This window comes from Paenibacillus sp. JCM 10914 (assembly GCF_001315105.1).
In the GTDB taxonomy this organism is placed as follows: domain Bacteria; phylum Bacillota; class Bacilli; order Paenibacillales; family Paenibacillaceae; genus Paenibacillus_AQ.
This window is the reverse complement of sequence record NZ_BAZR01000017.1, coordinates 46382-68728: the sequence shown is the minus strand read 5'-3', so window position 1 is coordinate 68728 and position 22347 is coordinate 46382. Positions and strand designations below refer to the sequence as shown.

At 49.8% G+C, this 22347-nt stretch carries 21 protein-coding genes, 1 other RNA gene and 4 pseudogenes; 10 read left to right on the top strand and 16 right to left on the bottom strand.

Annotated elements, in window-relative coordinates:
* The first annotated feature begins 123 nt into the window (after positions 1-123).
* Together JCM10914_RS17930 and JCM10914_RS17925 are read left to right on the top strand one after the other, a co-directional pair.
* Entirely contained in the window at positions 124-660 is a 537-nt protein-coding gene (locus JCM10914_RS17930; protein ID WP_023963508.1) for a thioredoxin family protein, read from the top strand.
* Positions 657-1115, top strand: a complete 459-nt coding sequence (locus tag JCM10914_RS17925; protein WP_023963507.1) for a PCYCGC motif-containing (lipo)protein — start codon at positions 657-659, stop codon at positions 1113-1115. Before JCM10914_RS17930 ends, JCM10914_RS17925 begins: the two co-directional genes overlap by 4 nt.
* Before the next feature lie 82 nt (positions 1116-1197).
* Here the strand turns inward: JCM10914_RS17925 and JCM10914_RS17920 are convergent, their stop codons facing one another.
* The 3 genes and pseudogenes from JCM10914_RS17920 to JCM10914_RS17910 all read right to left on the bottom strand — a co-directional run bounded on the left by JCM10914_RS17920 (position 1198) and on the right by JCM10914_RS17910 (position 3601).
* Positions 1198-1677 carry a DUF309 domain-containing protein gene (locus JCM10914_RS17920; protein ID WP_023963506.1) on the bottom strand — a complete coding sequence of 160 codons (480 nt, stop codon included), beginning with the start codon at positions 1675-1677 and terminating at the stop codon, positions 1198-1200.
* Positions 1661-2473: a GTP pyrophosphokinase family protein gene (locus tag JCM10914_RS17915; protein WP_023963505.1), complete on the bottom strand. Its 813-nt coding sequence runs from the start codon at positions 2471-2473 to the stop codon at positions 1661-1663. Before JCM10914_RS17915 ends, JCM10914_RS17920 begins: the two co-directional genes overlap by 17 nt.
* A 34-nt stretch (positions 2474-2507) precedes the next feature.
* Positions 2508-3601, bottom strand: a pseudogene (locus JCM10914_RS17910) (quinone-dependent dihydroorotate dehydrogenase).
* Positions 3602-3786: 185 nt separating this feature from the next.
* Between JCM10914_RS17910 and JCM10914_RS29330 the strand changes: the two are divergent.
* Positions 3787-3924 carry a hypothetical protein gene (locus tag JCM10914_RS29330; protein WP_162834837.1) on the top strand — a complete coding sequence of 46 codons (138 nt, stop codon included), beginning with the start codon at positions 3787-3789 and terminating at the stop codon, positions 3922-3924.
* Here the strand turns inward: JCM10914_RS29330 and JCM10914_RS17900 are convergent.
* The 3 genes from JCM10914_RS17900 to JCM10914_RS17890 form a co-directional block, all read right to left on the bottom strand.
* A complete protein-coding gene (locus JCM10914_RS17900; protein WP_023963502.1) occupies positions 3921-5327 on the bottom strand; it encodes a L,D-transpeptidase in 1407 nt (468 codons plus the stop codon). The genes JCM10914_RS29330 and JCM10914_RS17900 overlap by 4 nt on opposite strands.
* 141 nt (positions 5328-5468) lie before the next feature.
* Positions 5469-5708 (bottom strand): ferredoxin, encoded by a 240-nt coding sequence (locus JCM10914_RS17895; RefSeq protein ID WP_023963501.1) that lies wholly within the window; start codon positions 5706-5708, stop codon positions 5469-5471.
* 133 nt (positions 5709-5841) lie between these two features.
* Positions 5842-7167, bottom strand: a complete 1326-nt coding sequence (locus JCM10914_RS17890; RefSeq protein WP_023963500.1) for a DNA polymerase IV — start codon at positions 7165-7167, stop codon at positions 5842-5844.
* A 217-nt stretch (positions 7168-7384) separates the two neighbouring features.
* Between JCM10914_RS17890 and cimA the strand changes: the two genes are divergently transcribed.
* Positions 7385-9001, top strand: a complete 1617-nt coding sequence (gene cimA, locus JCM10914_RS17885) for a citramalate synthase (RefSeq protein ID WP_023963499.1) — start codon at positions 7385-7387, stop codon at positions 8999-9001.
* A gap of 86 nt (positions 9002-9087) precedes the next feature.
* Here the strand turns inward: cimA and JCM10914_RS17880 are convergent, their stop codons facing one another.
* Positions 9088-9645, bottom strand: coding sequence for a TlpA disulfide reductase family protein (locus JCM10914_RS17880; protein WP_023963498.1), 558 nt, complete (start codon positions 9643-9645; stop codon positions 9088-9090).
* 113 nt (positions 9646-9758) lie between these two features.
* On the opposite strand from JCM10914_RS17880, the gene JCM10914_RS17875 reads away from it, so the two are divergent.
* Positions 9759-10241: a M67 family metallopeptidase gene (locus tag JCM10914_RS17875; RefSeq protein WP_023963497.1), complete on the top strand. Its 483-nt coding sequence runs from the start codon at positions 9759-9761 to the stop codon at positions 10239-10241.
* On the opposite strand, the gene JCM10914_RS17870 is transcribed toward JCM10914_RS17875, so the two are convergent.
* From JCM10914_RS17870 to JCM10914_RS17860, 3 genes and pseudogenes are all read right to left on the bottom strand, one after another.
* A complete protein-coding gene (locus JCM10914_RS17870; RefSeq protein WP_023963496.1) occupies positions 10238-10978 on the bottom strand; it encodes a 3'-5' exonuclease in 741 nt (246 codons plus the stop codon). The two genes, JCM10914_RS17875 and JCM10914_RS17870, sit on opposite strands and share 4 nt — an antisense overlap.
* A complete protein-coding gene (locus JCM10914_RS17865; protein WP_023963495.1) occupies positions 10975-12054 on the bottom strand; it encodes a DUF294 nucleotidyltransferase-like domain-containing protein in 1080 nt (359 codons plus the stop codon). The genes JCM10914_RS17870 and JCM10914_RS17865 overlap by 4 nt, the downstream gene beginning before the upstream one ends.
* A 54-nt stretch (positions 12055-12108) precedes the next feature.
* A pseudogene (locus JCM10914_RS17860) lies at positions 12109-13511 on the bottom strand (ammonium transporter).
* Between the two features lie 329 nt (positions 13512-13840).
* Between JCM10914_RS17860 and JCM10914_RS17855 the strand changes: the two are divergent.
* Positions 13841-14287, top strand: coding sequence for a MerR family transcriptional regulator (locus JCM10914_RS17855; RefSeq protein WP_023963492.1), 447 nt, complete (start codon positions 13841-13843; stop codon positions 14285-14287).
* A gap of 32 nt (positions 14288-14319) precedes the next feature.
* Positions 14320-14999: pseudogene (locus JCM10914_RS17850) on the top strand (zinc metallopeptidase).
* A gap of 120 nt (positions 15000-15119) precedes the next feature.
* Here JCM10914_RS17850 and JCM10914_RS17845 read toward each other — a convergent pair.
* Both JCM10914_RS17845 and JCM10914_RS17840 read right to left on the bottom strand, forming a co-directional pair.
* Positions 15120-16064, bottom strand: a complete 945-nt coding sequence (locus tag JCM10914_RS17845) for a LysR family transcriptional regulator (protein WP_023963489.1) — start codon at positions 16062-16064, stop codon at positions 15120-15122.
* 85 nt (positions 16065-16149) lie between these two features.
* Positions 16150-16764, bottom strand: a complete 615-nt coding sequence (locus JCM10914_RS17840) for a rhomboid family intramembrane serine protease (protein WP_023963488.1) — start codon at positions 16762-16764, stop codon at positions 16150-16152.
* 120 nt (positions 16765-16884) lie between these two features.
* Here JCM10914_RS17840 and tpx point away from each other — a divergent pair, with 120 nt between their 5' ends.
* Positions 16885-17406 (top strand): thiol peroxidase, encoded by a 522-nt coding sequence (gene tpx / locus JCM10914_RS17835; RefSeq protein ID WP_023963487.1) that lies wholly within the window; start codon positions 16885-16887, stop codon positions 17404-17406.
* 79 nt (positions 17407-17485) lie between these two features.
* Here the strand turns inward: tpx and JCM10914_RS17830 are convergent, their stop codons facing one another.
* The 3 genes and pseudogenes from JCM10914_RS17830 to JCM10914_RS17825 form a co-directional block, all read right to left on the bottom strand.
* Entirely contained in the window at positions 17486-17878 is a 393-nt protein-coding gene (locus JCM10914_RS17830) for a DUF1499 domain-containing protein (protein ID WP_023963486.1), read from the bottom strand.
* Positions 17879-18023: 145 nt separating this feature from the next.
* Positions 18024-18215: non-coding RNA, 6S RNA (ssrS, locus tag JCM10914_RS28495), on the bottom strand.
* A 43-nt stretch (positions 18216-18258) separates the two neighbouring features.
* Positions 18259-19055, bottom strand: a pseudogene (locus tag JCM10914_RS17825) (YesL family protein).
* Between the two features lie 189 nt (positions 19056-19244).
* Between JCM10914_RS17825 and JCM10914_RS29325 the strand changes: the two are divergent.
* Positions 19245-19352 carry a sporulation protein YjcZ gene (locus tag JCM10914_RS29325; RefSeq protein WP_197286857.1) on the top strand — a complete coding sequence of 36 codons (108 nt, stop codon included), beginning with the start codon at positions 19245-19247 and terminating at the stop codon, positions 19350-19352.
* A 168-nt stretch (positions 19353-19520) separates the two neighbouring features.
* On the opposite strand, the gene JCM10914_RS17820 is transcribed toward JCM10914_RS29325, so the two are convergent.
* A complete protein-coding gene (locus JCM10914_RS17820; RefSeq protein WP_023963484.1) occupies positions 19521-21131 on the bottom strand; it encodes a DEAD/DEAH box helicase in 1611 nt (536 codons plus the stop codon).
* A 293-nt stretch (positions 21132-21424) separates the two neighbouring features.
* On the opposite strand from JCM10914_RS17820, the gene JCM10914_RS17815 reads away from it, so the two are divergent.
* Positions 21425-22246 carry a YitT family protein gene (locus tag JCM10914_RS17815; protein ID WP_023963483.1) on the top strand — a complete coding sequence of 274 codons (822 nt, stop codon included), beginning with the start codon at positions 21425-21427 and terminating at the stop codon, positions 22244-22246.
* Positions 22247-22347: the final 101 nt, after the last annotated feature.

The following is a 22347-nucleotide window of genomic DNA, read 5'->3' as shown; positions in this document are numbered from 1 at the left end:
ATTTGTCGGGCACCCGCCAAAGTTTTCGCATGTTCCGCTCCGACTTTTAATATTGTATAATAAACTACAGCAAAAAGGACAAGTCCTTATTCTTATTATGATGAAAGATGAAGGGGTGGAATCATGAGCCGCAAGAAAAACAACAAAAAGAACAATTACACCATGCTATATGCCTTTGGCGGACTGTTTATCGTATTGATCGCCGCGCTCGTCTTCATTAATCAGCAAGGCGCCGACAGCGACCTGTACGGGGGCAAGAAGGTGGCCAACCTCAATCCGGCTACGCAGGCTCTGCTTGATGATCCCAACTATCAGCAGATCATCCTACCGGACCAATTGAAGGCAAAAGTAGACAACAAGGAGAGCTTCTACGTCTACTTCTTCGCATCCGATTGTCCACACTGTATGGCGACCACGCCACAATTGATGCCACTCGCTGACGATGCCGGCGTTACGCTGCATCAATACAATCTGCGTGAGTTCCAGGAAGGCTGGCGCGACTATAATATTGAATTCACACCTACGCTGGTTTACTTTGAGAACGGTGTTGAGCAAGAACGCATCGTGGGCGGCATTAGCGCTGAAGGTACGCAAGAAGGTAATACCATCGAGCATTTCACGACATTCCTGGATAAACACAAAGGGAGTGTAACGCCATGAACCGCGCCCGAGCTATCCTCGTGACGAGTGTGATCACCGGTATGCTGCTCAGTGCATGCGGTGGCAAAGAATCCGCAACCGCCGGTCATCAGCACGGCGCGGAATCCGAACGGTACGAGACAACGGCCAGTTTGACGGTCATGCCAGAATTCCTCGCGAATTACACGGACAACACGCAAGCCATCTATGCTACAGTAAGCGAAGTGGAAGACATCATTAAAGAGATTAAATGTTATTGCGGCTGCATGGACGAAGAGAACGGTTACCATGATTCGCTTCACCGCTGCTTCATCGCTGAGAGCACAGATGGAGAAGTCAAGTGGACCGATCACGGGGCTCAATGCGGTATTTGCCTGACGGAGCTTCAAGACGCCAAGCGATTGCAAGATGAAGGCAAGTCCATCGAAGAAATCAAGCAATTCATTGACAACAAATACAAGGGCGCAGAGGCCTAGAGAAATAGAGAACTTAAATACACAAGAGCTGTCCGCAGAAGACGGGATGAATGGTCCGTTTCTTCGGGACAGCTCTTGTTGTTTAGGAATGGCCTGTCGTTTGCATCGCCCCTGGTTTCGGACGGGGGCGTTCGGGCTTCGTACGCTGCGGGATATTCGGTCGAATATCCTGCGATGCTTGATCGACAGCGGTCTGAAGCCTTGGATCCCAGATCTCGATCGACAGATCGCGGTATGCAATCGGGAGGATGTCATAGGCGGCTAACTGTTTGGCATAACGACGCATCTCGCTCACCAACACGCCCATCTCTATGCCAAGCTCATCTTCCGCATACGGCTCCAACTGCTTAATCGCGCTGTTGAACATTTTATAAGCGCCTCTAACGTTATGATTACGAAAATGAAAAAGTCCGACGGCTGCCTGAAGCAGCCCTTTATACCTTGGATCGCGTTCCTGCTCAAGCCATAACTCCTCCAGCACTTCATGGCATTCGAAATAATCGCGGTCACGATTAAAATACACGAGATAAGCGACGTACAGCGGCTCAAAATTCATCTTCATTGACTTTCTTCTTCGCCTCTGCCAGAAGCTCCTTGACCTCATCCAGCAGCAGTCTCATTGCATCCATATCATGATCCTGCCAGATCGCATTGAACCGACCTTGGAAAGTGATCGCTTCATTGACCAGGTGAAAGAAATAGAGCTTGTGGATCGCATTCAGCACTTGCGTCGTAAGGTTCGAATCATCCTCGAAGCGTCGCTGTGCCTCAAGGATGTCTTCACGGATGCTGGACATCTCGGTATCTAATGTATTAGCCGCCTCTCCCGCTTTCTTAAGCCTTGCTCTGATCTCCTCGGGCAAGCTTTCTCGATATTTATAGCTCAAAGAATGCTCGATCGTGGCCCAGAAGTTCATCGCTAGCGTGCGTATTTGAATCTCAGCCAGCACTTTTTTCTGACCAAGCGCAGTCTGCACGGGATATTCGATAATCATATGGAAACTGCGGTAACCGCTCTCTTTGAAATTCGTAATATAATCCTTCTCATATAGCACGGTCAGATCCTTCCGCGCCCGAATATACTGCGCTACCCGCCGAATATCCTCCACGAACTGACACATGATCCGTATCCCTGCGATATCTTCAATCCCGGTCTCTATTTCATCCATCGGTACATTCAGGCGCTTCGCCTTATCCAATATGCTTGAGATCCGTTTGATCCGACCCGTTACGAATTCGATAGGCGAATATTCTTCCCGCTTCTTAAGCTCTGCGCGCATCGTCTTGAATTTAACCTTCAATTCTTCTACGGTCTGCTCATACGGAAGCAAAAATGTCCCCCAGTCTCTAACGTCCATCGCACTTGCCTCCTGTCTTTGACCCTTGCCGATGTTATCGATGATCGGCCCCGACGGCTTCGGAGATATGGCTGAATCCGTCTCTTGCAAGCAGCTTCCGCAGACCGGCATGCAGCTTGCGATTAATTTCAGGGCCTTCATAAATCAAGGCTGTATAAATCTCAACCAGGCTTGCGCCTGCGCGTATCTTGTCATAAGCGTTCTGTGCCGTAAAGATGCCGCCCGAACCGATAATCGGCAGAGCTCCACCCGTCTGCTTATATATACGGGATACAATCTCCGTGGAACGCTGGCGGAGCGGCATTCCGCTAAGCCCGCCCGTTTCCTTTGCATGTCCGTGCGTAAGCCCCTCACGGGACAACGTGGTATTGGTGGCGATAATGCCGGACACGCCGCTTGCGCTTATCGTATCCACCATGAATTCCAGCTCTTCATCGCTGACATCCGGCGCGATTTTGACCAGCACGGATTTGGCGTCGCCATGAATCGCTGCTTGCCGGGACATCTCCGTCATAACCGCTTCTAGCAAGGAAGACAATTCACTGCCATGCTGCAAGCTACGCAAATCCGGCGTATTCGGAGAGCTGATATTAACGACAAAAAAGTCGCCATAAGGATACAGAGCCTGAATACAGGTTGATAGTCGTCGTTGGCCTTCTCGTTGGGCGTAGCTTTGTTCTTGCCAATGTTAACAGCCAGCGGGATCCGCTTTCCCTTGAGGGCTGACAATCTGTCAGCCATCGCCGCTGCGCCCTCGTTATTGAAGCCCATCCGGTTGATGAGCGCCTGATCGGGCGGAAGCCGGAACAGTCTGGGCTGTTCGTTGCCCGGCTGGCCCTTCGGCGTTACCGTACCCACTTCCATAAATCCGAAGCCGATCGAAGAGAAGCCCTTGACGGCCTGTGCATTCTTATCCAATCCGGCGGCGAGCCCGACCGGGGTCGCGAAATGAAGGCCAAACAGATCGACGGCCAAATCGGGAGTTTCGCTGACACCGTACATCCCCCGCATCACTGTGTCCGCACCAACTACGCCTGAGGCGCGGCCAAGGCCGCCGACTACGAGATGGTGGGCCTTCTCGGGATCCATTTTGAAAAAAATCGGTTTGCCTATGTTGCGGTACAGCACATCTATTCTTCCTCTCATCCATTGATTTCTCTACTCTTCAGTTTATCCGTTTCTGCATGAAAAAGAAAGTTCTTCAGCATAAACCGGGCCGATGTCCTTCATCTAAGAGTTATGGCATTTTGAGGACAAACCTTATACAATATAAGGGTATTCACTCGATCATTAAGAGAAAGCGGGGAAAGCTCATGTCAGCCAAACGCAAACCTCCTACATTACAGCAAAAAAAAGAAGAGGTTAATAAGAAGGCCATACTCTGGATCGGTTCCGGTATCGCTCTCCTAATTATCCTCATCATCGTACTTATCGTTATCGCGCAGATTTAATAAAGCCAGTGATACACCGTGTTGGGGTTGGTCTGACCCTTGGTGTGCTTGAGCTTGAAACGCTCGTGGGGCGTCCATAGATCATCAGGCAAAACCCCTTCCCCAATGACAACCGCCGTTCCCATCGGAACAAGGTCGAACAACTCCTCCACGTCCTGCTTCAGCATACGGATGCATCCTTCGGATTCATTGGCTCCAATGCTGCCCAGATCCTCCGTACCATGAATGGCGTACAACGAGTCCGACAACTGCATGCCTCTTGTACCATACGGTCCTCTAGACGTACCGTTCGGATGGACAACTTTATCGCTGATATGGAAGCTGCCAAGCGGCGTCTTATTCCCGCCTAAACCTACCGGATAGTTCCGAAGCATGATATTGCCGCTAACGACGGCCAGTCGGTGATGTTTCCTGTCGATCACAACCCGAAGCGGCTCCTTGAAAAAAGGTGCCCCATCCGGCAAAGTTCCCCAGTGCATCCCTTCATCTAGCCCTCCCGGCAAGCTTGGACGACCTGAACTCCCCTTCTGTGACTGACGTTTCATCAATGCTTCGAACATGCCTGCCATCGTCTCAGAACGACCGGAGAGCCAATTCTCCGGAAAAGGGCGCGTCAGAACGTCAAAGCTCTCCGGCAACTTTCCATGACGCTCCCGATATCCGCTCACCGCCTGTTGAAGCACCGCCGTCTCGAGCTGCAGCTTCGCCCATGCTCCAGCGCTCTGCTTCAAACCCGAGCTGCTGACAGGCTCACAGTTACATTCCGCAGCGGCACCTTCAAAAGGCCGGATCGCAATCGTCCCTTGCTCATCTCGCCAAAGTCCGTATAACCGTTCAAGGTCCTCGCTCCAGAGCAGCCATTTGCCCGAACGCTGCATACCAAGCGCAACCGACCACGAAGGCAGCTGCTCGGAATGCTGGAGAAGAGAAGGTAGCACACCTGCATCATTTTTGTCCTGCTTTGATGCGAGGGCGGTAAATAAGGGTGGGTTACTCCCGTTCTTGTTCTGGTCCTCTAACCCTTGTACAGCCGCGGTCGCCGGATTGGAGTCGGTTACGAATCCCCAATCGAACGGACGAGTAGCCATAGCCCCCGGAGCCTGGACAGGCGGAATAAACACCAGTAGCAGCATGATTAACGCTGCCAGCAACCAGCGTTTTCTTAATCGCTTTCGCTCACGTTCTTTCTCCATCTGCAGCAAACGCATTTCGTAGCTCTTCCATATATCAGACGGAACCTGGCTCCGTTCAAAGGCTTCATAGACTTCCTCAGCCCTGTTATAACAATAATTAGCTTTTCCCTGCTCGCCGGCCCGTTCATATTCCTTGCCTAGCAAATACCAGGCCATTTTGTTGTCCGGGTGCGTTTCGACATACCTTTTGAGGTGCAGCGAATGGTTCATTCGAGTTCCTCCCATACGACGGTCGATCTATCTATTAATCTTTATATCGGTTGGCGCACGAAGATTATGTATGAGATGTCATACGAAAAAACGCCCTTTGCTATACAGCAAAGGACGTTGATATAAGTGCAGCTTATCTATTTACTCCGCGTTAAACGGCTCGTCAGCAATTCGAATGGAATCGGTAGGGCATCCATCACATGCATCCAGCATATCTTCATGCATATCTTCGGGAATTTCGGTTACTCCGCGGTTGCTATCCCCATCAAATATGACTTCGGCCAATCCCTCGTCGTCGTAATCATAGATGTCGGGTGCTGTTGCTCCACAAGCGCCGCAAGCAATGCAGGTATCTTTATCCACCCAAGTAAACTTTGCCATAGTCTCTCGTCCTCCTGTATATCTATAAACATCTCTATAAGCAAATATAAGCTGACGGTTTACCGTCACCATCTACATATATTAATACAATTGTTTTCGGAATACAAATCATTTTCCACTCAGAATCACATATTCATTCGTCCTTTTTCGTAGCGTCCTGCCTCTTATTCTGATGATCCTCACCGAGATTTCGCTCGAAATCCATCTGCAGGGAAGTCCCTCTGCGCTTATGATCGCGAATCAGGGATGAGGGATCTTCGCTGAGCATGCCGGCGGTCAGGACGGCACTCTCTCCGAACTTGTTGCGCAGTTCATCCATCACCCGAGTCAGGGATTCCTTCTTCGGCTGCTGCTCATAACTGAACAGGTCGAGCTGAATTGCCGAATCTTCCTTTGTGATAAGCTGCTGTAAGGTAACGCCCAGGAGCCTGAGCGGCAGGCCTGGCTTCCAGTGACGCTCAAACAACTGACAGGCTTCCCGGTAGATATCCTCTGTGGTCTCCGTAGGATTCGGCAGATGTCTGGAACGCGTGATCGTCTTCATATCCGGCGTACGGAGCGTAATTTGGATGCCGCTGGATAACAGCCCCTGCCTGCGAAGTCGACGCCCCACCTGATCGCTCAGATTTAGCAGAATGCGCCTTGCTTCTTCCAGCGTCGTAACGTCTTTGGGGAGCGTAGTCGTGTGACCGATGGATTTGCTCTGTTCGCGCTCAGCCACGACCGGCGCATGATCGATGCCGGCTGCCGCGCGTTTCATCCAGGAACCGGTCACGCCAAACACCGAAACGAGTAAACTCTCCTCAGCAGCAGCTAGTTGACCAATCGTCTGGATGTTCAATTTCCTGAGCTTGTCCGCCGTCTTGCGTCCAATTCCGAACAGCTCAGCGCACGGCTTGCCCCACAGCACGTTCTGCACGTCACGAATGCGCAGAACGGACAAGCCGTTGGGCTTCTTCATATCGGAAGCCATCTTGGCGAGGAGCTTATTGGGAGCTACGCCAACCGAGCAAGGTAATGACAATTCTTCACGTATCCGATGCTGGATTTCACTTGCGATATCCAGCGGTGTGCCAAACTGCTTCGAGCCGGTAATGTCAAGATAACATTCATCGATAGAGGTCGCTTCGAGCAGCGGTGTATAACCGTATGCGATATTCATAAACGCGTTGGAATATTTACGATATAGATGGAAATCCGGCTGAATGATGATAAGCTCCGGCAATAGTTTGAGTCCCTGCCTCACCGTCATCCCCGTTCGTATCCCGCGGGAACGCGCTGCGTAGGAACACGTCACAATCACTCCTTTACGCAGCTCTACGCTGCCGGCCACAGCTGTTGGCTTGCCCCGGTAGAGTTCCGGCTCCTCCGCTTCATGTACCGAACAGTAAAATGCGTTCATATCCACATGGAGAATAACACGGCCGCTGGCCGGATAATAATCGTCGATATGTCCCATGAACGGATTCCTTCTTTCTTCTAAATACGGTTTAAAGTTAAGCCGTTACCAATATATATACGCTACCGCCTCCAGCATACCGCGCGACCTGACGATGGTCAAGAAAGGGGCGGTTGTGAAAAGTTTGGTTTACTCTGTTACTTTCCCGCAAAGAAATGCTATAATACAAAATTATAAACAATGCGGTCCAATCCCGGACACCCAAAAGGAGGACATCATGTCTAAGTCCATATCCATCTTTGATACGACACTTCGCGACGGAACCCAGGGCGAAGGAATCAGCTTGTCAGCGGACGACAAGGTCAAAATCGCCAAGAAGCTCGATGCTCTTGGTGTTCATTATATTGAAGGCGGTATCCCGGGAAGCAACAGTAAGGACATTGAATTTTTCAAAAGAGTCCAGGATCTCGGCTTAACCTCAAAAGTAACCGCATTTGGCAGCACCCGGCGCAAAGGTTCCATCGCCGATCAGGATGCCAACCTGCGCCGCATTCTGGAATCCGGCGTTTCCGCTGCGACCTTGGTCGGAAAGTCATGGGATTTCCACGTCCATACGGCGCTTCAGACGACGCTTGAAGAGAATCTGGCGATGATCTACGATTCGATCGCTTTCTTGAAGCAGAAGGGGCTTGAAGTGATTTTTGACGCCGAGCACTTCTTTGACGGTTACAAGAACAATCCGGAGTATGCCGTTGCCGTCTTGACCAAAGCTCGGGAAGCGGGTGCTGACTGGCTTGTTATGTGCGATACGAACGGCGGCAGTCTGCCGCACGAAATTTCCGGCGTTGTCGCATCCCTGTCGGATCAACTACCGGGCGCTCCACTCGGCATTCATACCCACAACGATTGTGAGCTTGCTGTTGCTAATACATTGAGTGCTGTACAAGCAGGTGTCCAACATGTTCAAGGGACGATGAACGGATATGGCGAGCGATGCGGCAATGCGAACCTGTGCTCGATTATACCTAACCTTCAGCTCAAGCTCGGCTATGATTGCATCGGTGACGACAATCTCCGGACGTTGACCAATACAGCCAGATACATCAGCGAGATTGCCAATGTCAATATGCCGGTTAACCAGCCGTACGTCGGTAACGCCGCCTTTGCCCATAAAGGCGGCATCCATGTATCGGCCATCCTGCGCGATTCCCGTACGTACGAGCATATTGAGCCTGAGAAAGTCGGGAACAAGCAACGGGTGCTGGTCTCGGAATTGGCGGGACAGAGCAACATCGTGTCCAAGGCCCACGACATGGGTCTCGACTTCGACCCGGCAAGTGAGCAAGCCAAGCATATCATCGGCAAAATCAAGGAGCTGGAGCATGAAGGCTACCAGTTCGAAGGAGCCGACGCCTCATTGGAGTTGCTGCTTCGAGAAGCGAACGGCGACTTGAAGGAACTGTTTACCTTTGAATCCTTCAAGATGTTGGTGGAGAAATCCGCCGGACAACCGGTCGTATCCGAAGCCTTTGTCAAAATCAGGGTGGCCGGCGAGAGCATTTACACCGCTGCGGAAGGCAACGGACCCGTCAACGCGCTCGATAACGCCATGCGGAAGGCTCTCGTACAATACTTCCCGGCCCTGAAAGAGATGCATCTGGCCGACTATAAAGTGCGCGTGCTCGATGACAAGGACGCCACGGCGGCGAAGGTCCGCGTCCTCATCGAATCCAAGAATATCGAGAACTCCTGGAATACCGTCGGCGTATCCAGTAACGTGATCGAAGCGAGCTGGGAAGCACTGATTGACAGTATGCGATACGCTCTGCTCGGAGCCATCGGACCGGAACATTCCCAGGAATCGACCTCCAGACAAGGACTCATTAATCACTAATGCCTTGTCCATAACAATAAGCGCGCATCCGATGGTTACGGTGCGCGCTTATTGTTTACTTGCAGGCGATATGTGAGCTTGCTTAGTTACTGCTTCACGAGCTTCGCGACCTTCTTATGCAGATCCTCGGGCTCTGGTGCACCAAGAATGATCTCCTGAATGACACCATTGCGATCAATCAAGACATTCATCGGGAACACCTTTCCTTTATACAAATCTTCGTATACTTCACCATCGGGATCGACAAGAACAGGATATTGCAAGGCAAAATCCTGTACGAACTGCTGCGCTTTTTTCGCATTATCGTACTTAGATACGTTGATGCCATAAATATCGAGCTCGTCCGGATATGCTGAAGCCAGTTTACTCAGTTCAGGCGCTTCCAGCTTGCACGGCTCGCACCAGGAGGCCCAAAAGTTAATTAGCATCGCTTTATCCCGTTGGCCGCCACCGGAATACGAAGTATCTTCCTCCATCGCTTTCAGTGTAAAGGATGGAGCCAGCAGGCCCTCCTTGGCCCCGGTTTCTGTGGGCAGCGGCTGTTCCTGCATGAACACGGCCTGAATGTTCTCACCCGCTTGATTATAAACAACAGCCCCGGCTGCAATAATGAGCAGGACCACAATGATCCAATTACGTTTCATAGGTTATGGGTTCCTTTGCTAATACTGAAGTTATACTCCTTATTGTACCCTGAAACCCTATCCTTTTAAAACACGGATCACAAATTGTTCACAGGCAGGAGGTTCGCCGCATCATGTCCGATCAAGAAGCTGGCTCGCATACACTCATCATCCGTTCGGATGTAATGCAGCATCTGGCCGAACATCTTTATGCCTGTTTCCCGTACGAAGCCTGTGGTGTGTTGATCGGAGTCCTGGATGGACAAAAGCAAGTTTATACGGTTACCCGCATTATTCCGATAAAAAATACAGCGGAGGACCCGCTGCATTCTTTTGCACTCGATCCGAAGCTATGGACAACGACCCTGTTCACGGAGCGAGGAATTATCGGATTGTTCCACAGTCATCCGCATTCGACCCCCGCCCCTTCGGGCAACGATCTTGCTCAGCTTCAATCGTTCGGAGGATTAATGAGGATATACGCGATTGCCGCTCCTGCTGTATTCGAGCAGCGCACGATTCATTTAGAGACGTATAAGATCAGCAGCAGCCATACCGCAACTCCAGTATATACGCTGACATCGATTCCCTTGAATATCGGGCACGGCCATCGTTAACTTTCACTTAAATACACATACATATCTCCAAGGGTTTCTGCATCCCCGCGTGCCTGAATCTCTGTTATATAGTCCGCCCATAGCCGAGCGGTCATGCACGCATCTGATAGAGCATGATGTCTGCCTTCTACCGGTATCCGGCTGTTGTGCAGCAGTTCATCGAGGCTATAATCACTCTGACCAGGGTACAGCTTCTGTGCCAGCATCATCGTATCCAGCAGTCTGTGCGTAAGCCGCACCTTCGACGTCTTCCATAAAGCCGCATTCAAAAAACCGCGATCATGTGCCGCCGCATGTGCGACCAGTACCCTCCCGCCGACAAATGCCATGAAATCATGCAGCCCCTCCATTAAAGGTGGGGCTGCATCAACCATGTGCTGGGAAATGCCCGTTAACTCCGTGATAAAGGGAGGCACTGGCACACCGCTATTGACGACCATGTGGAAGGTTTCTTCTTTTTTTACCTGCTCGCCTACAACCCGCACAGCACCTAAGGATAATATTTCGTCACCATGCTGGTAGTTAAACCCCGTTGTCTCCAGATCGAATACAACGACCTCCAGTTCGTCCAGAGGCGTGCCCAGAGCTTCCGGTCTGCGGTTATCCTTCATCTGCGAACGGATGAAAGCCATCTGCTGGGCCGATTGCACTCCGCGGACCGACGCTAACGCCGAGTTGATGTTCCCTGAACGCAATGATCGCCAGAAACCTCCGTTCGAACGTACCGGATCTGTCATAGGCTCCTCCTTTCTGCAAAACGGTGCTCTCGCTGTAATGAACGGTGTATTCTTCTGACAATACCAAGCGTATCGCGCAGCTCGTACTGCATGGTTTTATCCTTCAGCTGTTCCTGCGGAATATATCCGCTGCTTGTTATTAAACCGTCGACGATCTCGTAAGGCGTATCATTCCTGAGCCGCTGAGCCGTCCAGAACGCTTCCTGAACGCTTTCGAGCAACAGATTCCCACCTTCAAGCAGAATAACTTTTTCGATCCGCTTCAATGTGGAACTTTCAATGATACCTCGCTGTAATGCCATGGTACGTATGCTGTTTACTAACGGAATATAGGCGCCATACTTCACATCAAACCCACCGGCATGCTCGCCGAACCGCTCGGTGACGATTCGTCCCATCACATTGAGCGTGGCCTTATGCTTCACCGTATTCCGCAGTACAGCATGACCAATATTCGGGTACTGTTCAACTGAGCTGCGAAAATGCTGCAGCCACGACTCCGATAACTCACGGCTGCCGGCAATATGTCGAAGATCTGAAGCAATGATGAAATTGCGCACCGGCTCCCACTGCTGATCGCTGCACCATTCACTAATCTGCACTTTCCATTGATGGAGCGGCTTGCTCCATAACGGCTCTGAGCACATGACTTTGCCAGAACATTTGGGATATCCGACTAATTCCAGTGCATCAGCCAAACGAGCGCCAAATTCCCTGAAATAGGGAAGCTGGCCTTCTTCCAGTTCATCTCCGATAATCAAACCGTTATCCTGATCACTCCACAGAGTGGCCTCTTGCCTTCCACTACTGCCAAATGCAACAAACGCATAACGTGCAGGAGGCCGGCCGAAGCCAGCCTCCTCCATGTTCTGCTCACAGATTGCCGCGGCACGCTGTCCGATCAGATCGTGCATCTGATTGATTGATGCGATCCATTCTCTCAGCTCCACGTTCTTACTCATCTCGATGAGTTGATTCTGACAAGCGATCCGTTCATCACATAACTGCTGGGCTGAGTCTGCTTTCTGAATTTCCGAGAATAACGGAAACGGATTTACGGATTTCAGAGGTTTCATGCCGCGACCTCCTTATAACAAATTTCGAGAAGCCACTTGTGGCTTAGTAGTGATTTAAGAACGAAGATCCGGTGTCTTTCCTTCCGACTCCACCAGAAGCTTCATTTGTTCTGGATATCCGTAAGTGCCATGCTCACTGATATCAAGACCCATCAATTCCTCTTCTTCTGTTACGCGAAGACCCATCGTGATTTTCATGACATAAAGGATAACGAATGAGATCACAAGTACGAAGGCAAACGTACCGATCAGACCGAGCAGTTGTACGCCCAGCTGAGCAAAACCGCCGCCATAGAACAATCCCGCTTGACCTACTTCTGTAATTTCAACCAATCTTGGTGCTGCGAACAAACCTGTGGAAACCGCACCCCACATACCTGCAATACCGTGCACAGAGAATGCATATACAGGATCATCAATCCCTTTGCGGTCAAACCATTGCGCCGTGAAGAACGTGATTGTACCCGCTACAGCACCGATGACAACGGCTGCCCAAGGCTCAACGAAAGCACAAGCACCTGTGATTGCAACGAATGCGGCAAGAATACCGTTAAGCATACTTGGAATGTCGGCCTTGCCGAGAACTGCCCAGGAGATGAACAATGCGGCAAGCGCTCCTGCGGCTGCGGCGATATTCGTGTTCAATGCTACGAAACCGAAGAAGCCGTCAGTTAATGCAGAGATCGTGCTGCTGGGTTGAAACCGAACCAGCCGATCCAGATAATGAACACGCCGAGTACAGACAACACCTGGTTATGACCAGGAATACTGTTTGGCTTACCATCTTTATTATATTTGCCAAGACGAGGCTTCAGAAGGATAGTGGCCACAAGCGCCGCAGTGGCACCGGTTAAGTGAACGACTGTTGATCCGGCAAAGTCCTGCATGCCCAGATCTCCGAGCCAGCCGCCGCCCCATACCCAGTGTGCAACGATCGGGTAAATGACAATCGTGAACAAGAGGCCGAATACGATGTATACACTTAGTTTCGCCCGTTCAGCCATACCGCCGCAAGCAATCGCCAAGGATACAGCTGCAAAGGATAGATGGAACAAGAACATGATGGTGGTCGGTACATCGAAGCCGGACAATGAATCAAACGATCCAGATGCATTATCACCGCTTAGAAAGAAACCTTCAAACCCGAAGAAGCTGTTACCATTACCGAAGGCTAGACCAAATCCCAATCCCCAGAATGCGACGATCGCAATACCGAAAGTCAGGAAGGTTTTACCTGCTACGTGACCTGCATTCTTCATTCGAACCGACCCAGCTTCAAGTAATGCGAAGCCTGCTTGCATGAAGAACACGAGTAGTGCTGCCAAGAATACGAATACCGAGTTCAATCCTGCTGTTAATTCTAGGTTGGAGGCTCCCCCATCAGCGGCGAACGCGCTCGCCGGGAATGCGAGTAATGCGATCAATCCCGCCATTAAACCAAGCCATCTTTTTTTCATGTTTTACACTCCCCTTTGTGTTAACTAATGTAACATCAACTTGAATTCATATTGTCATTATAGGGGGCGATTCTGAAATTCGCAACGGTTTTTTTCAAAAAAAAGTCCGAAATACGTCTTTTATGTAAGATAATATAACATTAAGTGTTTACAGTGCAAACGGCATTAAAATCGATGTAAGGTATAAACCGCATCATGATAGGCTAAATTCGTCACAACTATGACGTTTGACTGTATGGTTCCTAATCATGTATCATATTTCTATTAAAATGAAAATATAAATGCATTCATTAACGGTACGTCCAATGAAGGCTTGTGAGGTGATAATTATGGGGATCATGAGCGGGAACCTTTTCCGAATAGGTGAGCTGGCTAAGGCGGCCGGAATCAGCGAACGGACGATCGACTACTATACGAAGCTGGGTTTGATCTCCCCTGAAAAACGAACATTGAAAAATTACCGGCTGTATAGTTCTGAAACCTTAAGCACTCTCGAACGTATTAATCAGTTGAAGCAAGAGAAATATACTCTCGATGAGATTAAGGATAGACTGGATCGATTGAAATCCGTGACAGACGATTCCGAAATGACGGAGAAGCTGACCAAGCTTGAGATACAGATGAAGCAACTGGAACGCGATGTCAAGGAACTTAATCCGCTTCTCAGTGAGCTGAAACCAAGTCAAGCTCGAGAGGCGCTTGCTAATATTTTGCCTAAAGGAGCTGCCTGTATCGAGTCACTTCAGATCTTACTGAATCAGTTTACTTCAATGTAGCACTGCCAAATTAAATAACGGAGGTATGATAAATGTACTCAGACTGGATGTTTCTTCTCATTATCATTGCTTTTATTTTCTCCCTGTGGGCTCAGTTCCGCGTCAAGGGAACCTTTAAGAAGTGGGCTGTCGTTGAGAACAGCACCGGATTGACCGGTTATGATGCAGCCAGACGCATGCTCGATGCGAACGGTCTGCACGATGTACCGATTGAACCCGTGCCAGGAACGCTCTCTGACCACTACGATCCAACGAAACGCGTTGTCCGTCTGTCAGAGCCTGTCTACTACGAACGCTCCATCTCGCGGTCTCAGTTGCCTGTCACGAGGTGGGCCATGCAATTCAGCATGCCGAACACTATCCGATGCTGGTCGCTCGTCACAGAATGTTCCCGGTCGTTAACTTTGCATCCGGTATCGCACCATTTCTCTTGATTGCTGGTTTCTTGTTCCAGGCGATGAACTTGGTAGGTCTTGGTATCATCTTCTTCTCCTGTGCCGTTGCCTTCCAGCTCGTCACCCTGCCGGTCGAGTTTAACGCTAGTAACCGCGCCCGTCAGCTCATGGTACAAGAAGGCTACATTTCCAACGATGAAGAACGTGGGGTAGCCAAGGTACTGAACGCCGCGGCACTGACTTATGTAGCTGCAGCCTTGATCTCCTTGCTCGAGCTGATCCGCTACATCATGATCTTTACGAGCAACCGCGATTAAAACATTCAAGCATAACAAAAGGGCTTTCCTCTCTGCCATGTATCGGCGGTAAGGAAAGCCCTTCTTCTGTTTATGGTGAATATTTCGCTGACGTTCTGCAGAACGCATACGACAAACTGCCTAGGGAGACGGGGCGGAATTCGTCCCTACATCTTCCTCCTTCTTCTTGCCTGTCTTTTCGATACCGAAATATTGCAGTAAAAAAGCGCGGAAGGCTTGCGCAACCGGCGGCAGCTTCTCATCGGCACGGTGAATCAAGCCAATGGAGCGCGTAACCTTCGGCTCCGAGATCTGTACCCGTGCCGGCTGCAACGGGTTCGTCTGGAAGAGCGCCATCTCCGGCAGCAAGCTAACGCCCATTCCTGCGGCTACTAACCCGCGAATCGTATCCGTTTCTTCACCTTCAAAGGCGATTTTAGGGGTGAACCCTGCCTCCAGACATGCATGCCACACGATGGGGCGTAAGGAATAACCCTTGCTAAACAAAACGAAGCGCTCTTCCTTCAGTTGCTCCAATTTAATCGAATTCTCTCCGGCAAGCGGATGATTCGGCGGCAGAACCGCGAATAACTCCTCCGTGAGTACCACATCGCCATCAACCTGATCGTGACGGTCCGGAAATGGAGACACGAAGGCCAAATCCACCTCGGCCCCAATCACATCGCGAATCAGCGTCGGGAACATCCCTTGTTTGAAACGGAATTTTACATTCGGATATTCCTTCCGAAATTCAGCCACGATGGACGGAATTAAATGTATCCCCAGGCTATGCGGAAATCCGATGCGGATCTCCCCTTGCTCCGGGTCCAGAAATTCATGAATTTCGACGACCGCACGGTCCAAATCCTTCATGATGCTCTCGACTCGCTTACAGAAGAGCTGGCCGACCGGCGTTAATTGCAGGTTCCGGCCCTTCTGCATGAACAGATTCACGCCTAGCTCTTCTTCCAACTGATGTATTTGTCGGCTGACGGCTGATTGTGCTACATGCAGCTCCTCGGCCGCTTGGGTAACGTGCTCTTTTTGCGCAACCTTGACAAAGTATTGCAACTGTCTTAATTCCACGCCTTTTATCGCTCCATTCTTATTCCCTGGAAGACTCTAAACCCATCTATCCAATTTCTATTATAACAGACCTTCCAAGGTCCGATTATGTCCGACTTTTAAATAACCGAATCATGAGTCCATAGAGGAAGAACCCACCGAGTAATCCACCAACATGAGCTATAAGACTGACCCCAGGGGTGAACGAGAACAGGATCCCAAGCACAAGCAGCGTGAACAGCGTCTTGCGGGACGTGTCATCGATGACATGGCGCTGGAACAGCGCAATGTACAGATAAGCCCCGTATGCTCCATAGATGGCTCCTGATGCGCCTACAAGGAACGTATACTCCGGCATTCGTTCATAATAGGCGAGTCCAATGATATTGCCTAACAATCCGCTTAGAAGATACAGGATAGCGAACTTCCAGCTTCCCATAATACGCTCAAGCGGCGGTACAAAGACCAGCAGTGCAAAGCTATTAAAGAGCAGATGCTCAAACCCGTTATGCAGGAACATCGCCGTGAATAATCGCCAGGTCTCGCCGGAGAATTGCGGCAGATCGGTAATCGCTCCGTATTTCAGCAGTGCCACCGGATTCCGGGAGCCTCCGTCGAAGGACACGATGATGAACATAACAATATTGATGACTAACAGCAGTGAAGTTACAGGATAAGCCCGTAAGTAGCTTCTCCAATTTTCATAACGTACGAATATCATAGCATTCCTCCTCATCCTTGCCAGGCCGGGTCGCCATTTGTGGACATACCCTTTTTAAAAAGATTATAATGTACCATGAACCTGATCACCAAACTTTGATATACAAGGAGGAGATTTATCATGGCTCAAGAACGTTCAGGAGCTGCCACATTCAAGGGCAATCCTATTACACTCATCGGACCACAGCTGAAGGCTGGTGATGCCGCGCCGGATTTTACGGTCAGCAAGAATCTGCTGGAGGACGCATCTCTTCAGGACTATGCAGGCAAAATCAAATTAATCAGCGTTGTGCCGTCTCTGGACACAGGTGTATGTGATGCCCAGACTCGCCGCTTCAACGAAGAAGCCGCCGGACTTGGAGAAGATGTTGTAATCCTCACGATCAGTGCTGATCTTCCATTCGCCCAAGCCCGTTGGTGCGGTGCCGCAGGTGTAGACTCGGTCATCACATTGTCCGACTATAAGACACGCTCTTTCGGTGAAGCCTATGGTGTACTGATCAAGGAATTCCAGCTCGATATGCGAGCGATCTTCGTTATCGATGCGAATGACACCATCGCTTATGTCGAATATCTTGGCGAAATGACGGAGCATCCGAATTACGAAGCCGCAGTCGAAGCTGTTAAATCCCTCCGATCATAACCCAAGCGCTACATAGAGATGGAACGAAAACTTTTAAAAAGCGGGAGAGCTACTCTCCCGCTTTTTCGTTCGTATTCGGTTACGCATCCACTCGATACTTGCTAAGCTTCTTGTCGAGTACAGCGTACAAGTTTAATATTACACGATAATTCGCCCCCAGATCGCCAAGTGAACCCCGGGAGGCTGAATACATATCTACCGCACTGCGGACCGGACTAATGCCAAGCACGGAGACGGTGATGTCCAGTGTCCGTCCGAACGAGGTTCTCTTCTCAAGGGTGATTTCGCCTACCGACTTCACCTCGTGCAGAACCTTGTAACCTGGAATCTTCTTCAGTGTAGAGGAGACCTCTTCAAAACATTTTTCTTTTGAAAGATTGTAATAACGCGTCTTCAGCTTGGGATCTTTCGCACGGTCGCTTGTGCCGTCATAGCTGCGCACGATACCAATCAGAACTCTTTTTAATGACAAAGACCGTTCCTCCTTTATAAATGACCGTTCCCTTCCATACTCTAGTTTAACATTGTTTAGGCTTTCAGCAAACCATTATATACAGCAAAAAGGCACCTCTTTCACTTCGGATACGAAATAAAAGAGATGCCCATTCATGGATTGATAGAAACCCGCCTATGCCGTCCGGTAAACATTGTCTTCGAACCTGCTATAGCAGGTGGGTGACCGCAGAATCGCTTATGAATTCCCCATGTCTTATAGACAGGGCCTTCCAGCCACGATTACATATTGATCTCCCTAGACATCGTCATTGGTTCAAAACAACGGAAAACCGAAACGAACATCGCAGGATGTAGTCTTATTATAGGGTGTTTTGCCGGAAAAGTAAACCTGCCCGCTTACGATTTTGAACTGGAATCGCCTTTTTTCTCGGCTGTCTCCAGCAGTGCCTGCTCGGTCTCCGACTCTTCTTCTTCCTTCTGCTTCATTCTCTCCTGCTGCTCCTGCATCTTGGTGAACGTCGCGTAGAAGTTGAAGAAGGCGAGCAGTGCAATAATACAGAAGAGGAAGATTACGAACAATACTGGCATTTGCATCCCGATATAGATGACGATAGCGCTTCCAGCCAAAGTCGAGAATACACGGAAAGGACGGATTAATGTCAGCAGTACCGCATTCTTAAGCAGCTGTGTCGTCTTCATCTCATAGTGAACCGTCATGGAGAAGAAATTGAATAAGGAAACGAACAGGACGATAAGCAGCACCAACATGACAATGCCGACTAACTGGAATCCATCCAATTGCGTCATATACACCGTGTAGTCCACGTACATAATCACGAACAACAGCGTATATACGAAGCCACCGATCATGCTCTGTTTGTAATTTTCCTTATAACCGCTGAAGAAAGTCTTGAATACCGATACATCCGGATTGCCCATCACCCATTTACGTACCACCGTAAACAAGGCAGCGGTGGCAGGGAACAGAACGAACGGGGACAGAATGGCCAAGATCCAATTCGACAGCAGCTGTTCATTGTGTGCATTCGGGGTTTGTACCGCCATCAGGAATTTGGTCAAGACGATAAACAGGAATGGCGATGCGCATAGGACCCACAAGATATTTGAAAAAGCAATACGGGTAATCCACTCGGTGAGCTATATAAGCCACCCATGGCTCCTTTCATTTCCAAAACATTTCCTCCTCACTCTAATCATGCATGTATCTATTAATATACCTTATTTTGCCCATGCATTGCCAGAGCCTAATTTGCGTAACGATGGGTAGGTGTCCAATCCGAGCGCAGCGATTTTCCATACGATATCTCGTAATCCATTCATTTCAATGCAACAATTCTGATAACAAGAGGGAGGGATTATATATGTCTTGTGTAGGTGGCGTTGGCGGTTACGGTTACGGAGGAACTACAGGTATAGTTCTCGTTCTCTTCATCCTGCTGGTTATTATCCTCAGCACATTCTATATCTAATGTCCCTTTGTCTGTCAGCAACAGTATAATGGATACACTACATTCGTGGTAATAACTGCGCGGCCATGGCTGCTTCCTTGAGAAGTACGTCGCAGGCACATGAAAAAAAGACGAGGAACGGCTCATCTGTGATGAGCTGTTGCTTCGTCTTTTGTCTGTTGTTATGGCTTATTCGTCGCCGCCACGGTTAGGACGACGGTCGCCGCCGCTGTATGAACGCGGCTTGCGATCTCCGCTATTGCTGCTGCTGTTGCGATCGCGATTGTAGCCGCCCTCGCGGTTGCCGTAACTGCTTCCGCCATCACGGTTGTAGCCGCCCTTGGAGTACCCGCCGCGATTACCGCTGCTGCCACCGTCACGATTGCCTCCACGATAGCCGCCACCACTGTTGTTACGTCCGCCGTAACCACCGCTCGGCTTACGGCCGCTGCGAATGTCCGGCTTCCGGCGCTTGGCGCGGATTGGATCTTCCGGTGTCAGATGGATATCCGACGCTTCCTTCTTGTCACCAGTCAGGATTTTCATCGCAGCTGCCAGCAATTGTACAGAGTCATATTGCTCCAGCAATTGTATAGCCAGACCTTTGTATTCCGTCAATTCGCCTTGCTCGATGATCTCAAGCACGCGCTCAGCGATGATGCGTTGCTTGCCTTCAATCGCTTCTGCAATCGTTGGCAAAGGCTTACGAGGGATACGGTGACGCGTAACGCGCTCGATGAAATAGAGGTGATCCATCTCACGAGGAGTTACGAAAGACCATGCAGTACCTTCTTTACCCGCGCGGCCCGTACGACCGATACGGTGCACATAACTTTCCGGATCTTGCGGCAAGTCAAAGTTGACGACATGCGTTACGCCCGATACGTCGAGACCGCGCGCAGCAACGTCCGTAGCCACCAGCACATCGATGCTGCCGTCACGGAATTTGCGCATAACGGTATCGCGCTGATGCTGGGAAAGGTCACCGTGCAATCCGTCTGCAGAATATCCGCGTTTTTGCAACGCTTCTGCCAGTTCATCAACACGACGCTTGGTGCGTCCGAATACGATGGCAAGCTCAGGTGATTCCATATCGAGCAATCGGCTCAGCGCTTCGAATTTCTGACGCTCTGGAACTTCGATATACGCTTGGTCAATCAGCGGAGCGCTGACGTGTTTCGGAATAACGGATACATGCTCAGGTTCATTCAGGAACTGCGAAGCGAGCTTCTGAATGTTCGGAGGCATTGTCGCGGAGAACAGAAGAGTTTGGCGCTCATCGGGTACAAGCTTGAGAATGGATTGAATATCTTCCATGAAGCCCATGTCAAGCATTTCATCCGCTTCATCCAGAACAACGGTCTGAACATCGTCAAGACGAATGGTTTTTCTGTTTATATGGTCAAGTAAACGACCAGGTGTGCCGATAATAATCTGAGGCTTCTTCTTCAATGCCCGAATCTGACGTCCGATATCTTGCCCGCCATAAATAGCCAACGAACGAATTCCCTTGAAACGGGAAAGCTTGCCAATCTCTTCAGCAACCTGAATGGCAAGTTCACGGGTAGGCGTCATGATGAGAGCGACGATACGCTCTTCTTCCTTGGCGATCTTGTGAATGAGAGGAAGGCCGAATGCTGCTGTCTTACCTGTACCTGTCTGTGCTTGTCCAATCATATCCTTGCCGGTGAGAGCAATCGGAATCGATTGGGATTGGATCGGCGTGGCCTCCTCAAAGCCAAGCTCAGTAATTGCTTGAAGCACTCGCGGCTCCAAGCCAAAATCTGCAAAATTTTTCAATAGGTTCATACTCCTTCTATCTGTGGACATCCACTTTCTTCTCTGTATTCTTAAGTAGTGGTAACGTTTATAGGCTTTCCTGGCCAGCAGGATTTTCTGCACGAGGCAAACCGGTATATTTCTCTTGTAACACCAGCGAAAATGGGGACTGGCTAATGTATAATCATCCTGATAAGCTTGTAAAGTTATCAAATGTAACGGACTACTCAAGAATATCCAATACATTATATCACAAAACAATTCTGGAATACCAGCAAGCTTAAACAAGTCATAATAACCGGGAGGTGATTCCTATGTTGAAGCGTCTTTGGTCCTATGTGTCCATTGTACTGGGCGCTCTGATTATCGCAGGCGGGTTCAACCTGTTCCTGATCCCCCACCATTTGCTAAGCGGAGGCGTATCCGGCGTGGCGATGGTCATCGGCTATTTCACGCCGCTCAATATTAGCATTATGTATTTCGTGCTTAATATTCCGATCCTGATTGCAGGTTGGTATCAGCTAGGCAAACGATTCGTTGTGCTTAGCATAGTATCCGTTGTCGCTACCTCCCTCTTCCTGGAGATCATTCCTGTTAAAGCCGTTGCTACTGAAATGCTGTTGTCATCCGTATTTGGCGGCGTATTGGTCGGATTTGGCACTGGCTTATCCTTTCGCGTTGGCGGCTCCACCGGCGGCTTTGATATTATCGGCTCCATCGTGACGAAGTACCGTGATTTCCCTGTAGGGAGTGTGCTCGTAACCCTTAACGCCGTCGTCATTCTCGCTGTAGCGTATCTGGAGCAGAACTGGAACCTTGCCCTTGCGTCCATGGCTTCAATATATGTAGCTGGAAGAATGATTGATATGCTACATATTAGCCATATTAAAGTTACGGTCTTTATCGTGACCAACCAAACCGAGGCATTGCTTGAAAAATTGCTAAAACGACCGCGCGGTATTACCAAGATCAAGACGCAAGGAGCCTTTAGCCACAAAGACAAGGATATGCTTATGACGGTGACTACACGATATGAACTGGTGGAATTGAAGCAGATCATTACCGAGACCGATCCCGACGCCTTCGTCAACATTGTGGAAACGACGGCAGTCATGGGTCAATTCCGCAAGAATTAAATCAATGCCCCTGTGAGTAAGCGGCAAATTTGTGGTATAATATTCGTGCGCGGTTCCTACAATATTCATGAGATCTGTTTCCCGGGCATCTCTCATTGGCC

Bases quoted from the DNA above. Each gene is read 5' to 3' on its own strand.
- JCM10914_RS17895 (WP_023963501.1), bottom strand. From the start codon at position 5,708: ATGGCAAAGTTTACTTGGGTGGATAAAGATACCTGCATTGCTTGCGGC.
- JCM10914_RS17865 (WP_023963495.1), bottom strand. From the start codon at position 12,054: ATGAAACCTCTGAAATCCGTAAATCCGTTTCCGTTATTCTCGGAAATT.
- JCM10914_RS17930 (WP_023963508.1), top strand. From the start codon at position 124: ATGAGCCGCAAGAAAAACAACAAAAAGAACAATTACACCATGCTATAT.
- JCM10914_RS17840 (WP_023963488.1), bottom strand. From the start codon at position 16,764: ATGATATTCGTACGTTATGAAAATTGGAGAAGCTACTTACGGGCTTAT.
- JCM10914_RS17925 (WP_023963507.1), top strand. From the start codon at position 657: ATGAACCGCGCCCGAGCTATCCTCGTGACGAGTGTGATCACCGGTATG.
- JCM10914_RS17920 (WP_023963506.1), bottom strand. From the start codon at position 1,677: ATGAAGATGAATTTTGAGCCGCTGTACGTCGCTTATCTCGTGTATTTT.
- JCM10914_RS29325 (WP_197286857.1), top strand. From the start codon at position 19,245: ATGTCTTGTGTAGGTGGCGTTGGCGGTTACGGTTACGGAGGAACTACA.
- JCM10914_RS17880 (WP_023963498.1), bottom strand. From the start codon at position 9,645: ATGAAACGTAATTGGATCATTGTGGTCCTGCTCATTATTGCAGCCGGG.
- JCM10914_RS17870 (WP_023963496.1), bottom strand. From the start codon at position 10,978: ATGACAGATCCGGTACGTTCGAACGGAGGTTTCTGGCGATCATTGCGT.
- JCM10914_RS29330 (WP_162834837.1), top strand. From the start codon at position 3,787: ATGTCAGCCAAACGCAAACCTCCTACATTACAGCAAAAAAAAGAAGAG.
- JCM10914_RS17900 (WP_023963502.1), bottom strand. From the start codon at position 5,327: ATGAACCATTCGCTGCACCTCAAAAGGTATGTCGAAACGCACCCGGAC.
- JCM10914_RS17815 (WP_023963483.1), top strand. From the start codon at position 21,425: ATGTTGAAGCGTCTTTGGTCCTATGTGTCCATTGTACTGGGCGCTCTG.
- JCM10914_RS17890 (WP_023963500.1), bottom strand. From the start codon at position 7,167: ATGGGACATATCGACGATTATTATCCGGCCAGCGGCCGTGTTATTCTC.
- cimA (WP_023963499.1), top strand. From the start codon at position 7,385: ATGTCTAAGTCCATATCCATCTTTGATACGACACTTCGCGACGGAACC.
- JCM10914_RS17875 (WP_023963497.1), top strand. From the start codon at position 9,759: ATGTCCGATCAAGAAGCTGGCTCGCATACACTCATCATCCGTTCGGAT.
- JCM10914_RS17915 (WP_023963505.1), bottom strand. From the start codon at position 2,473: ATGGACGTTAGAGACTGGGGGACATTTTTGCTTCCGTATGAGCAGACC.
- JCM10914_RS17855 (WP_023963492.1), top strand. From the start codon at position 13,841: ATGGGGATCATGAGCGGGAACCTTTTCCGAATAGGTGAGCTGGCTAAG.
- tpx (WP_023963487.1), top strand. From the start codon at position 16,885: ATGGCTCAAGAACGTTCAGGAGCTGCCACATTCAAGGGCAATCCTATT.